At 71.0% G+C, this 14,705-nt stretch carries 12 protein-coding genes and 1 pseudogene; 9 read left to right on the top strand and 4 right to left on the bottom strand.

The window, feature by feature from the left end:
* Positions 1–2,681: carbohydrate-binding protein (locus tag ABZ297_RS42665; RefSeq protein ID WP_355358866.1), on the bottom strand; the 2,681-nt coding region annotated here is incomplete at its 3' end.
* Positions 2,682–3,159: 478 nt separating this feature from the next.
* On the opposite strand from ABZ297_RS42665, the gene ABZ297_RS42660 reads away from it, so the two are divergent.
* Positions 3,160–4,749 carry a glycoside hydrolase family 88 protein gene (locus ABZ297_RS42660; RefSeq protein WP_355358863.1) on the top strand — a complete coding sequence of 530 codons (1,590 nt, stop codon included), beginning with the start codon at positions 3,160–3,162 and terminating at the stop codon, positions 4,747–4,749.
* Between the two features lie 97 nt (positions 4,750–4,846).
* Here ABZ297_RS42660 and ABZ297_RS42655 read toward each other — a convergent pair whose 3' ends face one another.
* Together ABZ297_RS42655 and ABZ297_RS42650 are read right to left on the bottom strand one after the other, a co-directional pair.
* Positions 4,847–5,365, bottom strand: coding sequence for a hypothetical protein (locus ABZ297_RS42655; RefSeq protein ID WP_355358860.1), 519 nt, complete (start codon positions 5,363–5,365; stop codon positions 4,847–4,849).
* 2 nt (positions 5,366–5,367) lie between these two features.
* Positions 5,368–6,135: a hypothetical protein gene (locus tag ABZ297_RS42650; protein WP_355358857.1), complete on the bottom strand. Its 768-nt coding sequence runs from the start codon at positions 6,133–6,135 to the stop codon at positions 5,368–5,370.
* A gap of 474 nt (positions 6,136–6,609) precedes the next feature.
* Here ABZ297_RS42650 and ABZ297_RS42645 point away from each other — a divergent pair, with 474 nt between their 5' ends.
* Complete coding sequence (locus tag ABZ297_RS42645) at positions 6,610–6,954, top strand: hypothetical protein (protein WP_355358855.1); 345 nt, start codon at positions 6,610–6,612, stop codon at positions 6,952–6,954.
* A gap of 57 nt (positions 6,955–7,011) precedes the next feature.
* Here the strand turns inward: ABZ297_RS42645 and ABZ297_RS42640 are convergent, their stop codons facing one another.
* A complete protein-coding gene (locus ABZ297_RS42640; RefSeq protein ID WP_355358852.1) occupies positions 7,012–7,647 on the bottom strand; it encodes an Lrp/AsnC family transcriptional regulator in 636 nt (211 codons plus the stop codon).
* Positions 7,648–7,756: 109 nt separating this feature from the next.
* Here ABZ297_RS42640 and ABZ297_RS42635 point away from each other — a divergent pair, with 109 nt between their 5' ends.
* From ABZ297_RS42635 to ABZ297_RS42605, 7 genes and pseudogenes are all read left to right on the top strand, one after another.
* Positions 7,757–9,331: an ABC transporter substrate-binding protein gene (locus ABZ297_RS42635; protein WP_355358849.1), complete on the top strand. Its 1,575-nt coding sequence runs from the start codon at positions 7,757–7,759 to the stop codon at positions 9,329–9,331.
* Positions 9,332–9,340: 9 nt separating this feature from the next.
* Complete coding sequence (locus ABZ297_RS42630; protein ID WP_355358846.1) at positions 9,341–10,468, top strand: ABC transporter permease; 1,128 nt, start codon at positions 9,341–9,343, stop codon at positions 10,466–10,468.
* The gene (locus ABZ297_RS42625; protein ID WP_355358844.1) at positions 10,465–11,340 is read left to right on the top strand and encodes an ABC transporter permease; all 876 of its coding nucleotides are present in this window, start codon (positions 10,465–10,467) and stop codon (positions 11,338–11,340) included. Before ABZ297_RS42630 ends, ABZ297_RS42625 begins: the two co-directional genes overlap by 4 nt.
* Positions 11,337–12,110: an ABC transporter ATP-binding protein gene (locus ABZ297_RS42620; RefSeq protein ID WP_355358841.1), complete on the top strand. Its 774-nt coding sequence runs from the start codon at positions 11,337–11,339 to the stop codon at positions 12,108–12,110. Before ABZ297_RS42625 ends, ABZ297_RS42620 begins: the two co-directional genes overlap by 4 nt.
* Positions 12,107–13,015 carry an ABC transporter ATP-binding protein gene (locus ABZ297_RS42615; RefSeq protein ID WP_355358838.1) on the top strand — a complete coding sequence of 303 codons (909 nt, stop codon included), beginning with the start codon at positions 12,107–12,109 and terminating at the stop codon, positions 13,013–13,015. Before ABZ297_RS42620 ends, ABZ297_RS42615 begins: the two co-directional genes overlap by 4 nt.
* Complete coding sequence (locus tag ABZ297_RS42610; protein ID WP_355358835.1) at positions 13,012–13,989, top strand: M24 family metallopeptidase; 978 nt, start codon at positions 13,012–13,014, stop codon at positions 13,987–13,989. Before ABZ297_RS42615 ends, ABZ297_RS42610 begins: the two co-directional genes overlap by 4 nt.
* A 240-nt stretch (positions 13,990–14,229) precedes the next feature.
* Positions 14,230–14,705 (top strand): annotated as a pseudogene (locus tag ABZ297_RS42605) (o-succinylbenzoate synthase); the annotation flags it as partial.

The following is a 14,705-nucleotide window of genomic DNA, read 5'->3' as shown; positions in this document are numbered from 1 at the left end:
ACGTCGATGTAGTCGAGGTTGGGGTTGCCGTTGGCGGTGGTGGCCGTCGCCCTGAGCGTGTTGGTCCCGGCGTTGACCGGGACGGTGAAGGTGTCGCTAGCCCAGGTGTCCCAGGTGCCCGTGCCCGCGTAGTCACGCGAGGCGAACACCGTCGTCCCGTTGACCGCGATGGCCGAGGGCCGGTTGGCCGTGGTGCCGTTGGCGTAACGCAGCTTGACCGTCGCCGTTCCGGCCGCGGAGGCGGGGAAGGCCCACTCCACGAAGGCCCCTGCCACGTTGTCGCCGTTGACGTAGCCAGTGCCGCTGAAACCGGCGTGGGAGTTCTCGAAGACGCCCTGCGAGATCGTCGCGTCCTCCGCCTCGTACCGGCCCGGCGGCGGTGGCGTGGTCGCGCCCGGCAGGCCCCACGCGGCGCCCGGCTCGGCGATCGGGACGGGCGCGATGACCAGGTCGGGTGCGGCGCCCGCGTAGAGGAGCACCTCGCGCTCCCTGGGCAGGGTGATCTGCAGGACGCCACCGCCCAGGTCCTGGACGGCGGCGGGCGAGCCGTCGTCCAGCAGCGCGGTGACGGCGCCGGTCAGGCCGTGCTTGACCTTCAGCGGCTCGCCGGCCAGGCTGCGCACCCTGACGAACCGGGTCGCGCCCGCCTGCCGGGCCGCGGAGACGAGGAACGCGCCCTGGGTGCGGAAGTCGTGCAGCGTGACGTCCGGCCAGGACGGCGGCACGGCCGGGAACACCCTGACCACGCCGCCCCAGCTCTGGCAGAGCATGTCGTGGATCGACTGCGACGCCGACAGCGGGGTCTCGATGACCGGCCCGGCCTCGGTGTAGTGGGTGTTGGCCCGGCATGGGAACGAGGTCGCCGGGTCGAAGAACCTCATCAGGTACGACAGGGCCGTGTCGCCGCGTCCCATCATCGCGTACATGGAGGCCGCGCCCGTGTAGCTGTAGCCGCGGTGCGCGCCGGTGAGCGCGTGCCACCGCGTGATCGACTTCTCGATCAGCGTGCGGTTCGCCGTCTGATCCCAGTTGACCAGGTACAAGGGGTAGATCATCAGCAGGTGGGAGTAGTGGCGGTGGGACTGGGCGTACGGCGTGCTGCCACCGATCATGTAGCCGTCGGCGTCCGTCGGGTACGCCACCAGCGTGCTCAGCACCTGCTGCCACTTCGGCTTCAGCGGATCGTCGATGCCCAGGCGCGTCGCCGAGTCGAGCAGCGTCTGGCAGCCCCACCTGATCAGGGCCAGGTCGTAGTTCGTGTCCTGCGGCGGCACCACCGGGTACTCGGGCGACAGCGTGCTCGGCAGGTGCAGCTTGCCGTCGCTGCCGGTCGTCAGGAAGCGCAGGTAGTAGTTGATCGCCCGGCGCAGGATCGGGAAGAGCGTGTTCCGCAGCAGGGTGTCGTCCATCGTGTGCCGATACGACAGCCACACGTTGTGCAGCGCCCACGTCAGGTCGCCGGTCTCCGCGCCGCTGCCGGGCGTGCCGACGCTCCTGGTGGCGAACATGTCGGAGCTGCGCCCCACGCCGGAGGAGTCCGACCGGTACGCGCTGGGCACGTTGTCGATCAGCTGCTGCCGGTTCTGGTCGAGCGTGCTGGTCACCGAGTCCAGCTCCAGGTGGTTGGAGCCGTGGATGAGCCAGTACTCCAGCTGCACGTTGAGGTTCCACCACACGCCCGGCCACGGTGTGGGCTCCAGCCAGGGCCCGGTGGTCGCCATGACGGGACCGCCCGCCCTGGTCGCGGAGGCGACCTTGTACAGCTGGATCCAGTGGAAGCTCTGCAGCCGCTGGTCGGGGAGCGACACGAAGCTCTTCTTGTAGAACGCGTGCCACCAGCTCTGGTGCGCCGCCCGCAGGGCGTCGTACGTCCCGGCGTTCTGGATGCGGCCGAGCGAGGCCGTCTCGGCGGCCGTGTTCGACGGGAAGCTGTGGGCGACCGACAGCAGCAGCAGGTCGCCGCTCTGCCGGTAGGCGGTGGCGGTCTGCCCTCCCCCAGCCAGCGCCTGGACCACCTGCTTGACGTCGCCGGTGGTCTTCGTCGTCCATGCCGGGTTGCGCGTGTAGCCGGACGGCGGGGCCTCCGACGCCTCTCTCGGGCTGTTGGCGGCCTCCGGGTGGAACGTCCAGCGCACCTGCTCGCTCCCGCTCGCGGTGGCGCGGGCGACAAAGGTCTCGTCGTGGATGAACGCGACGAACGTGATCTTCCCCGACGAGGTGGTGATGGTGCCGGTGAGTTCGGCGTCCCACAGGCTCAGCCGCCAGTCGACGGCGGTGATCGTCCCCACCGGGTCGAGTGTGAGGTGCCCGACGGGCAGGCGGCAGGTGCCGAACCCGCTGCCGAACTGGGGACGATGGTCCTGGACGCGTCCGTGCTGGGTGGTGAACCGCACCTTGTTGGCGTTCGGCTCCTGGTAGACCATGCTGCCGAGGAGCCCGTCGCCCAGGAACGGCCCCTCGTGCCAGAGCGCGGGCAGCTTGCCCCACAGCAGGTCCTGCCCGCGCAGGAACGCCGACCACTGCGCGTCGGTGGCCATCCGGTTGTCGATCGCCCACGCGGCGGCGCTCGCCCCGGCGGCCCGGGGAGAGCCGAGCCCCACTCCCCCGGCCAGCGCGGCGGCGGCCAGGCCTCCGGCGGCGGTTCCCAGCACCGCCCGGCGCGTCATGCCTTCCTGGGTCACTGCACCTCCAGTGATGGCCCGGCGGCCACGCGAGCGCGCGGCCGCCAGGGAGAAGCGTGCGGTTACTGAATGTTGGAGCCGGTGCCGGAGAAGCCGGCGACGGCGCGGCCCCGGGACGTGCGTAAGGTCATCGGGCGCTCCTGCTGGGGGGTGACATCTCGGCGAGAGATTGGAGCTTTTCATCGTGTTCCCACAAATAGTCACAAGCGTCAACGAGTTACAGATCTTGGAACGATCCAATCTTTAGGAAACTTTCCTAACGCAGATCTTGGCATTCCGTGCTATACATCGGATGTCATGGCCGCTATGGACAGCCGCCTGGCGAGCAGGTACAGCTAGTGGCCAGGCGAAAGGTTGGATCTGTCTCCCGGCTGGCAAGGGCAACCACCAGGTGGCCGCGAGACATCACAGGTCGTCAGCCCCTCGGTGATACATGGGATGTCTCACCGGAGGCACATACCAGCGTGAGGAGAGTCCAGTGATCCTCGGAGTCCGCGCGCCGTGGAGTCGAACGGTGGTCGCCACCGTCGCCCTCGGAGCGCTGCTGATCCAGCCGGTGCCCGCCGCCGCTGCCACGACCGCGCTCTACGAGGCGGAGAACGCGACCGTCTCACAGGGCGTGGTGGAGTCCAACCATCCCGGGTTCACCGGCACCGGGTTCGTCAACTACGACAACGTGGCCGGCTCGTCCGTCGAGTGGACCGTCAACTCGGCCGCGGGCGGCCCGGTGCGGCTGGTCTTCCGCTACGCCAACGGCACCACGGCCGACAGGCCGATGAACGTCACGGTCAACGGCACGGCCGTGGCCGCCGGCCAGTCCTTCCCCGGCACCGGCGCCTGGACCACCTGGCGCACCGCCGCCCTCCAGGTGACGCTGAACGCGGGCGCCAACACCGTCAAGGCCACCGCGAACACCGCCAACGGCGGCCCGAACCTCGACTCGCTCACCGTGGACGACGGCACCCAGGGCGGCACCGACTGGTCCAGAGCCGTGATCGACTCCACCATGGCCCGGTTCACGCCCGGCTCGCTCGGCGGCTGGAGCTACCCGCAGGGGCTGTACCTGTGGGGCCAGTACCTCTTCTGGCAGCGCACCGGCGAAGCGCGGTACCTCCAGTACATCAAGGACTGGGCCGACCGGTTCGTCGACGGCAACGGCAACATCTCGCAGAGCTTCAGCAACCTCGACAGCATGCAGGCCGGCAACGTCCTGCTGGCGCTGTACCGCGAGAGCGGGCAGGCGCGCTACCGCACCGCCGCGACGAAGATCCGAACCCGGCTGAACACGTACCCGCGCACGTCCGACGGCGGCTGGTGGCACTCCACGTCCGACTCCCGCCAGGGCCAGCTCTGGGGCGACGGCGTCTACATGGCCGACCCGTTCGTGGCCCGCTACGGCGCCTGGGTGTCGGGCGACACGTTCACCAGCACCGAACCGGCCAAGCAGATCGAGGTGTACTGGAGCCACCTGCGGCGCACCTCCGGGGCCGCGGCCGGGCTGCTGTACCACGCCTACGACGAGCCCGGCGGCCTGACCGCCCCCTGGGTGAAGCCGTCGCTGGGCGACACCAACGGGATCTCGTGGTGCCGGGCGATGGGCTGGTTCGGCATGGCCACGGTCGACATCCTCGACCTCATGCCCGCCGACCATCCGCGACGGGCGGCGCTGATCAACATCCTGCGCGACCTCGTCCCGGCCTACGCCCGCTGGCAGGACCCGGCGACCGGGCGCTGGTTCCAGGTGGTCACCGAGACCGGCAACGCGTCGAACTGGACGGAGACGTCCTGCTCGGCGATGTACACGTACACGATCTCGCGGTCGGTGGAGCGCGGCTACGTCGACGCGTCGTACCGCGCCAACGCCGACCGGGGCTACCAGGGCGTGCTGGCCAAGGTCTCGCTCGGCTCCGACGGCCGGACCAACCTGGCGGACGTCAGCGAGGGCACGAACGCCAGCGACTCGCTCAGCTACTACTTCAACCGGAGCAGGCCGGTCAACGACTTCCACGGCCTGGGCGCGTTCCTCATCATGAACGAGCAGATGATGCGGGTCGGCCCCGGCAACTGACCACCTCCGAGGGCCACGGCACCTGCGTGGCCCTCCTCCCGGCCCGCACTCCCAAGGCCCTCTCCGGAGCGCAGCACGCGATCCACGGGGAGGGCGGTCAGCGGATGGCGCCGAACGCGACGGCGGTCGTGGAGGCGATCACGGTGGTCAGCACCACCATGATGAGCACGGTGGCCAGCGGGTTCTTCCTGGGACGAGGCGGCTCGGCGTGCTTGGCGCGCACGTGGACCGCCTTCGCCCGCGTCGGAGCCGGGCTGGGGGTCGGGGTCGGCTCGGGAGGCCGGGTGGCGCGCACCGGTGTGGGGACGACCGGCCGCACCGACGCTTTCGGAGTCGGCGGGGTACGGGTGGGACGCGGTTTCGGGGTGGACCGAGGAGTCGGCGTCGGCTGCGGAGTGGGCGTCTCCGCGGGAGGCTGCACCACAGGAGGCGGCGCGCCGCACTCCCCGATGTGGACGCTCACCATCGGCACGTCCACGCAGACCGCCACGCCGACCCCGACCTCCACCCCGACCTCGTGCGGCTCCTCCGGCTCCGGCTCGGCCGCGGCGGGCCCGCTCACGGACAGCACGAACAGCGTCGCCGCCAGCAGCAGCGGTGTGCGCCAGGCAGCCACGGTCACACGCCTCCGGCGATGCGCGAGAACTCCCGGAGCGCCCCGCTGAACGCATCGGGCCCCACGGCCAGCGGCCCCGCGAACACGTGTGAGATGTCCCAGGTCAGGTAGACGCCGAAGCCCAGCATCGCGGCCATCGCCACCAGCGGCAGGATCGCCAGCCCGCGCGGCCTGGCCCCGGCGAGGAACGGAAAGACGATGACCACCAGGCCGGTGACGATCGACAGGATCAGCACCCCCTTGGGCGGGGTCGCCGCGGCGTCGACGCCCCGCTGCGCGCGGGCGGCGGACAGCGTCGCGATGTGCTCCAGGACGGCGTCCTTGGCGTCCTTGGCGGCGTCGTCGCTGACCTTCAGCTGGGTGACCCTGGCGCGCAGCGAGTCGAGCCGCTCGCTGCCTACCGGATCGAGCCGCCCCTGCTCCAGGAGGGGCCACTCGTCTCTGACCACGAAGGAGACATAGTCGCGCAGCCCCGCCCTGACCGCGTCGGGGGCGGTGCCGGGGAGGCCGGACGCCGACCAGTAGGCGTCGACGGCGGCCTGGCTCTCGGTCTGCGTGTTCTGCCTGGCGGTGTCGGCCGTGGTCCAGGGCACGATGATCGCGATGGCGAAGACGAGCAGGAACAGCGCGGACAGCATCGCGCCCGCATGGCCCGCGGACGGCCCGTCGGGGGCGGCGTCGTCGCTCCCCTTCTTCGAGATCCTGAACAGCAGTGCCGTGAGCGCGACCACGCCTACCGCCGCGGCGATCGCGAGGATGTACGCGAGCATGAAAGATCTCCCAACCCCTGGAGAACACTGAGCGTAAGATTGATATCACAGTACGCAGTCATGGGTCGGGATCGCTCGGTAATGCCGCAAGCGCCGTAAAGAGAGTTGTGCAGGCCCGCCGGCACGCGAGGCCGCCCGGCGACAGATCGGGCCAAACGTGTCACGCGGCCCGCTCAAGGGTCGACCGAACCGACCATTTCGCGAACGCCGCAAAGGGCGGTGCGCCCCCGGGAAGGGCTGACCCGCCAGGTGACGAGCGGAAGGAGGCCGATGAGGAGGGCTGCCGGAAGGGCTGTGGCGGTGTCCCCTGGGGGTGGAACCGCGGAGGTCCTTGGATGCGAAGAGTCGGACTTGTGCACCCCACCGGCTCGGCAGGCCGTCCGGCTGGACGGATCGTCGATCTTGACGCGCCCTTCGAGAACATATGTCTAGCCAAGCAGACGGATGCTGTGAACTTTCGTGACCATGGGGAGTGTGAACCTACTGAACGGCCGGAAATTCGTGATGGTGAGCTCGACGGCGAGCGTGGTGGACCAGGAGCAGCCCACCGAGTTCAGCTACTGGGAGGCCGACGGGGTGGTGTGGGGCAGTTACTCGGGCGACACCGTGACGCACGGCCGTTTCGTCGGCACCAGGGACGGCGACCAGATCAGCATCGCCTACGCGCACGCGCTGAAGGCCGGTGGCAAGGCGGGCGGCCAGAGCACCAGCCGCATCGAGACCGACCCCGACGGGCGGCTGCGCCTGGTGGAGGAGTTCCAGTTCGAGGGCGACGACACCCAGCACGTCAGCGTGTGCATCGAGGTCGCCGCCTCCTGACCGGTCCCGACCGGGGAGCCGGCTTGCGCTCCCTGGTCGCCTTCCGGCCGGAGGCGGTCAGGAGTCCTTCTGGAGGGCGGCGCGGCCCTCGGCCGCGCCGACGAAGCGCATCTTGCCGAGTGGCACGTCGTTCGGGGTCTCCTGGGCGGGACGGCGTGCCGGGCGGGCCTTGTCCCGGTCACTCGGCAGCACGTAGGGACGCCGGAGCACCTCGTCCAGGATGAACACGGTCTCCGTGGCCTTGACGGCGGGGATGTTGGCCAGGCGGTCCGTCACCATGGTGTGCACCTCGGCGACGTCCGACATGCGGACCTGGATCATCGCGTCGTGCTGGCCGGTGGTGATCGCGCAGTACTCCACCTCGGGCATCCTGGCGAGCTCGGCCCTGAACTGCTTCCACATCTGCTGCCGCACGGTCACGAAGATCAGCGCGGTGATGCCGAGCCCGGCCCTGACGTGGTCGATCTCGGCGGTGAACCGCTTGATCGTCCCGTCGGCGCGCAGCGCCTCGAACCGGGTGTAGGCGTTGGCGCGGGAGATGCCGACCCGCTCCGCCAACGCCGCCACCGAGATCCTGCCGTTCTCTCGCAGGACCTGGAGGATCTTCATATGGGTGGAGTCCAGCTCGAGACCGATACCGATCCGTCCAGGCTGGACGCCACCACTGCCGCCATTTCTGGAAATTTCACTCATAGTTACCTCACGCCCATTTATATACGTCTCGGCGACCGCACGGCGCCTGGACGTTCTGCCGCACAATCCTCGGCATCTCCCGTCCAACCGTCCAACTGGAGGACTCACCATGGCGACCCGCTCGCAGACGGCGGCTGTGCTGCTCGCCGGTGCACTCGCCCTCGCCGCCTGCGGAAGCGGCGGCACCCAGGCCCCTGCCGCGCAGAGCGGCGGGAAGACCCTGGTCATCGACACGTCCTTCGACCTCAAGACGGCCGACCCCGGACGGACCTACGAGCCGACCGGCCTGATCGTCGGCCACGCGACGTACGAGACGCTGCTGACGTTCGACGGTGGCGACGTGACCAAGCCGGTGCCCTCGCTGGCCGAATCCTATGAGCTGTCCAAGGACGGCAAGACGCTGACCCTCAAGCTGAAGAAGGGCGCGACGTTCTCCGACGGCTCCCCCGTCACCGCCGACGACGTGGTCTTCTCGCTGACCCGGGTGCGCGACATGAAGGGCACCCCGTCGTTCCTGCTCGACGGCGTGGACGTGGCCAAGACCGACGACTCGACGATCACGCTGACGTCGAAGAGCGCCAACCCGGCGCTGCCGTACATCCTGCCGAACCCGGCGCTGGGCATCCTCAACAGCAAGGTCGCCAAGGAGCACGGCGCGACCGCGGACGCCCAGGACAAGGCCGAGCAGTACCTGAACTCGGCGTCCGCGGGCTCCGGCCCGTACACGATCGAGTCGTTCAACGCGAGCAGCCAGGTCGTGCTCAAGGCGAACCCGAAGTACTACGGCGCCAAGCCCGTCTACGACAAGGTCGTGCTGCGCAACGTCGAGGCGGCCACGCAGAAGCTCAACGTCCAGCGCGGCGACAGCCAGGTGGCGCTGAACCTGTCGGGCGACCAGGTGTCCGGGATGCCGGCGAACCTCCAGGTCAAGAAGACGGCGTCGGCCAACGTGATCTTCCTGCTGGCCAACCAGGACTCCGGCGTGAGCAAGACCACGCCGAACCCCAAGTTCGTCGAGGCGGTCCGCAAGGGCGTCGACTACGCGGGGCTGCTCGAGCTGGCCGGCGAGGGCTCGGCGCAGGCGCCGGGCGTGATCCCGTCCCAGCTGCTCGGCGCGCTGCCCGCGGACCAGGCGGTCAAGCGGGACGTCGAGGGCGCCAAGGCGGCGCTGGCGGCCAGCGGGGTGTCGAACCCGACGGTCAAGCTGGAGTTCCCGAGCGAGCTGACGGTGAACGGCCTGTCCTTCCAGCCGCTGGCGGAGCGGATCCAGGCCAACCTCAAGGAGGTCGGCATCACGGTGGACCTGGCGCCCGCGCCGGTCACCACGGCGCTCGACAACTACCGCAACGGCAAGGAGGAGATGGGCCTGTGGTACTGGGGCCCCGACTACCCGGACCCGAGCGACTACCTGGCGTTCCTGCCCGGCAAGACGGTGGGCCTGCGTGCCGGCTGGAAGAAGGACGCGGCCAAGGAGATCGAGGCCGCGGGTGAGACGGCCGCGACGGCCGTCGGCGACGACGCGCGCAAGCAGGCGTACGCGGACGTCCAGACCAAGCTCAACGCGTCCGGGCCGTTCATCCCGCTGATCCAGCCGAGCCAGAACATCGTGACGGCCGCCTCGGTTACGGGCCTGGAGTACCACCCGGTGTGGACCGTCGACGTCGCCGACCTCGGCGCGAAGTAGGTCGCCCAGGTGTCCGAGAAGGACCAGACGAACGAGCCGGGCGCGGCGGCTTCGCCGCGCCCCGACACACCACCCAGCGCCCCGGCCGGCAAGCGGCCGGGCGCCCGGCGTGGCGCGCATCCGCTGGCCCGGTTCCTGATCCGCCGCATCCTCATCGCCGTCCTGCTGGCGTGGGGCATCACGCTGGTCACGTTCGTGCTGACGAACCTGGTGCCCGGCGACCCGGTGGCCGCGAACCTGGGCCAGCGGGCGCTGGGCGACCCGACCATCGTCGCGCAGTGGCGCTCCGAGCACGGGCTGGACAAGCCGCTGTGGCAGCAGTACCTGCTGCACCTGCAGGGCGTCGTCCACGGCGACCTCGGGATGAGCCAGCAGAGCCACCGGCCCGTCAGCCAGGACCTGGCCGAGTTCGTCCCGGCGACGCTGGAGCTGGCGGGGGCGGCGATCCTGGTCTCGCTGGTGCTGGGCGTGGCGTTCGGCGTGGTGGCGGCGCTGCGCAGGGACCGCCTGTCGGACCACGCGTTGCGGGTGCTGAGCCTGATCGGCATCTCGGTGCCGACGTTCTGGCTGGCGCTGGTGGCGTTCTACGTGTTCTTCTACCGGTTGCAGATCACGCCGGGGAGCGGCCGGGTGGACCCGGCCCTGGGCGGCGTGCCGGGTGTGACCGGGCTGCAGACGGTCGACGCGCTGCTGGCGGGCCGCTGGGACGTGTTCGGCTCGGCCGTCGGCCACCTGGTCACGCCCGCGCTGGTGCTCGCCCTGTACACGATCGGCCTGCTCACCCGCTTCACCAGGAGCGCCGTGCTGGAGGTGCTCGGCCAGGACTACGTGCGGGCCGCCAGAGCGAAGGGGCTGCCCGGCCGGGTGATCCTGTTCCGGTACGTGCTGCGCTCGGCGCTGGTGCCGATCATCACGGTGGCGGGGCTGGCGTTCGGCAGCCTGCTGTCCGGCACGGTCCTGGTCGAGGCGATCTTCGCCTGGCCGGGCGTCGGACAGTACGCCTACAAGAGCGCCACCACCCTCGACCTGCCCGCCGTGATGGGCGTCGGCCTGGTGGTGGGCGTCGTGTACCTGGTCATCAACCTGATCGTGGACGTGCTGTACGGCGTCATCGATCCTCGAGTGAGGCTCCAGTGAAACGGGATCCCCTGGCCCGCAAGGGGCTTTGGCGGCGGCTCCCCCAGGCGTGGCGGCAGCCACTGGCCGTCGTGGGCGTCGTGATCGCCGTGGTCTGGCTCGTCGTCGCGCTGGCGGCGCCGGTGCTGGCGCCGCACGATCCCCTCGCCCAGGACCTGCCGCGGCTGGCCGCGCCGGGCCCCGGCCACTGGTTCGGCACCGACCAGCTCGGCCGCGACATCCTGAGCAGGGTCATGTACGGCGCGCGGGTGTCGATCCCGCTGACGCTGCTGCTGGTGGTGCTGTCGGTGCTGATCGGCGGCCTGCTCGGCGCCTGTGCAGGGTACTTCGGCAAGTGGGTGGGCGAGACGATCATGCGGGTGGCGGACCTGGTGTTCGCGTTCCCGACCGTGATCCTGGCCATGGTGGTGGCCGCGGCGCTCGGGGCGAGCCTGACCAACGCGGTGCTGGCCGTCCTGGTCGTGGCCTGGCCGGCCTACGCCCGGGTGACGCGCGGCCTGGTGCTGGGCGTGCGCGAGCGGGAGTTCGTGCTGAGCGGCCGGCTGCTCGGCTTCTCGTCCTGGCGCTCGCTGCGCGTGGACGTGCTGCCGAACGTGACCGGTCCCGTCCTGGTGCTGGCCACGCTGGACATCGGCACGGCGCTGCTGCTGCTGTCGGGCCTGTCGTTCCTGGGCCTCGGAGCCAAGCCGCCGTCGCCGGAGTGGGGCGCGATGGTGGCGTCCGGCGTGGAGGTGTTCGACAGCTGGTGGGTGGCGACCTTCCCGGGGCTCGCGATCCTGACCGTGGTGCTGGCGTTCAACTTCCTCGGCGACACGCTGCGCGACGCGCTCGACCCCCGGACGGCCCGCGCGATCAAGGAGCGTGCGCTGTGACCCTGGACATCACCGGACTGAAGGTGTCGATCGGCGGCAAGGAGATCCTGCGCGGCGTGGACCTGTCCCTGCAGGAGGGCCGGGTGCACGGTCTGGCGGGCGAGAGCGGCTCCGGCAAGACCATGACCGGGCTCGCCGTCCTCGGGCTGCTGCCGCACGGCGCGCGGACCAGTGGCAGGATCGCGCTCGGCGAGCGGGACCTGCTCACCCTGCCGCCCAAGGAGCTCAACCAGGTGCGCGGCGGCGAGGTCGCGATGGTCTTCCAGGACCCGGCGACCAGCCTGCACCCGATGCTGACGGTCGGCAAGCAGCTCACCGAGCACATGCGCCACCACCTCAAACTGGACAAGCGCGAGGCGCGGGCCAGGGCGGTCGAGCTGCTCGGCAAGGTCCGCATCCCGGGCGCCGACGAGGCGTTCGGACGCTTCCCGCACCAGTTCTCCGGCGGCATGCGGCAGCGCATCGCGATCGCCATCGCGCTGGCCTGCTCGCCCAGGGTGCTGATCGCAGACGAGCCGACCACCGCGCTGGACGTGACCGTGCAGGCGGGCGTCCTGCGGCTGCTGCGCAGCCTCTGCGACGAACTGGGCCTGGCCGTGCTGCTCGTCACCCACGACCTCGGCGTGATGTCGGCGGTCGCGGACGAGGTGAGCGTGATGAAGGACGGCCTGGTCGTCGAGTCGGGGCCGCGCGGCCGGGTGCTGCGCGAGCCGGAGCACGCCTACACCCGTTCCCTGCTCGATTCCCTGCCTGACGCGGAGGGCCGATGAGCCTGTTGACCATCGACGACCTGGTCGTCGAGCACCGCTCCCCCGGCCGTCCGATCGTCAGGGCGGTGGCGGGCGCGAGCCTGGAGGTGGCCGCGGGTGAGGTCGTCGGCCTGGTCGGCGAGTCCGGCTGCGGCAAGTCGACGCTGGCGCGGGCGGTGTGCGGGCTGAACCCCGTCACCGCGGGGTCCATCCGCTTCGACGGCCAGCCGGTCACGCCGCTCGGGCTGCGCCGCAGGAAGCTGACGGGCATCCAGATGGTGTTCCAGGACCCGTACGCGTCCCTGAACCCGCGCCGCCGGGTCGGCGACCAGATCGCCGACGGCCTGCGCACCGCCCGCGACAGCGCGACCAAGCCCGCCGACCTGCTGGAACGTGTCGGACTGCCGCGCGACTTCGCGGACAGGCACCCGCACGAGTTCTCCGGCGGCCAGCGGCAGCGCATCGCGATCGCCAGGGCGCTGGCGGCCCGGCCCCGGCTGCTGATCGGCGACGAGCCGATCTCGGCGCTGGACGCCTCGGCCCAGGCCCAGGTCGCCACCCTGATGCGGGACCTGGCGGTGGAGTCCGGTGCGGGCCTGCTGTTCATCAGCCACGACCTGTCGGTGGTCCGGCTGATCGCCGACAGGATCGCGGTCATGTACCTTGGCAGGATCGTCGAGGTGGGCGACACGGCCGAGGTGTGGGCGAACCCGCGCCACCCGTACACGCGGGCGCTGTTGCAGGCCATCCCCAAGCCGGACGGGCTGGGCGTGCTGCCCACGGAGCTGCCGGGCGACGTGCCGGACCCGGCCGACCCGCCGACAGGCTGCCGGTTCCATCCGCGCTGCCCGCTCGTCATGGACGTGTGCAGGGACAAGGAGCCCGACTTCGGCCCGGTCGCCTGCTGGCTGCACGAGCCGAAGTGACGCCGCGGACCAGGCTGGAGGCCGTGCGCGCGGCCATGGCCGACGCCGAGATCGACGCCCTGGTGCTGCGGCCGTCCCCGGACTTCCGCTTTCTCGGGGGCCGGGACGGCGCCTTCCTCGTCGTCACCATGGACGCGGCAGCCGAGACCGCCGCCCCGGCGGAGCTGGTTCCCGCCGGGGCGCGGCGGGTGGGCGTGGACCCGGAGATGCGGGTCCGGGAGCTGTTCGGGCTGGCGATCGAGGCCGAGCTGGTGCCTGCGGCGTCCGTGCTGGGGCCGCTCAGGCTGGCCAAGCAGCCGCAGGAGGTGGCGGCGGTCGAGCGGGCGGCCGCGGCGGCGGACGCGGTGCTGGGCCAGGCCGGGGAGCTGGCCTGGTTCGGCGCGACCGAGCGGTCGATGGCGCTCAGGCTGCGGATGCTGCTGCTGGAGACGGGCTGCGAGGAGGTGCTGTCGGCGCGGGTCGCGGCGGGCGAGCACACCGCCTCGCCCGGCCACCGTCCGGGAGACCGGGTGATCAACCCGGGCGACGCGCTGCTGGTGTCGGTGTGCGGGCGGTGGGACGGCTACTGCGCCGAGGTGGGGCGGGTGTTCGCGGTGGCCGAGCCGCCCGAGGACTTCGAGGCCATGTACTCCGTGGTCCTGGCCGCGCACGCCGCCGCGCTCGGCTCGCTGGGCCGGGCGTCCTCGGCCGCCGAGGTGGCCGGCGCGGTGACGGACGTCATCGACGGCAGCGGCTACGGCCGGTTCGCGGCCCCGCACGCCGGCCGGGGGATCGGCCTGGGCCACGACGAGGGGCCCCGCCTGTGGCCCGGCGACGAGACCGCCCTCGCCGAGGGGGTGACCCTCTGCCTGGAGCCCGCGATCTACGTCCCCGACCTGTTCGGCGCGCGGGTGGCCGACGTGGTGGCCTGCACGGGGACGGGCCCGCTGGTGCTGAGCGGCGCCTCGCACGCGCTGCGCGTCCTCGACCGCTGACCTAGGAGCCGATCAGCCTGCGCGCCTCGTCGGCCCAGCCCGCCCGCCGTGCCGACAGGGTGTCACCTGGCCGGTGCCGTCGCCTCGGGGAACCTCCTTGGGCTCTCCCCAGCCCATCCTCATGGTGACGGTGTGTCACATATGACTCCTCAGGGTAGTCATGCCACATCGCTGGGTGAGTCCGGTGTCCGTGGGTGGCATACGGTCGAAGCATCAGATGAATCAGACAGTGGAGACAGCGTGAAGATCACCGGAGTTGAGCTGCGCCGGATCGCGATGCCCCTGGTGGCGCCGTTCCGTACCTCGTTCGGCACGGAGACGGCCCGCGACGTGCTGCTGGTCAGAGTCGTCACACCCGACGCCGAAGGCTGGGGCGAGTGCGTGGCGATGTCGGAGCCGCTCTACTCCTCCGAGTACGTCGACGGGGCCGCCGAGGTGATCCGCCGCTTCCTGCTGCCCGCCCTGACCGCTCCACGGCCCGTCCCCCTGGACGCCAACGGCGTGGCCCGCGCCCTGGAACCGATCAAAGGCCACCGCATGGCCAAGGCCGCGGTGGAAACCGCCGTCCTCGACGCCCAGCTCAGAGCCGCCGGCGAGTCGTTCGGCCAGTTCCTCGGCGCAGCCCGCGACCGAGTCCCCTGCGGCGTGTCCGTCGGCATCATGGACTCCATCCCCCAACTGCTCGACGCCGTCGACGGCTACCTGAACGAGGGCTA

It is taken from the genome of Nonomuraea sp. NPDC005983, from assembly GCF_040614375.1.
Lineage (GTDB): Bacteria > Actinomycetota > Actinomycetes > Streptosporangiales > Streptosporangiaceae > Nonomuraea.
This window is presented reverse-complemented; position numbering and strand designations above follow the sequence as displayed.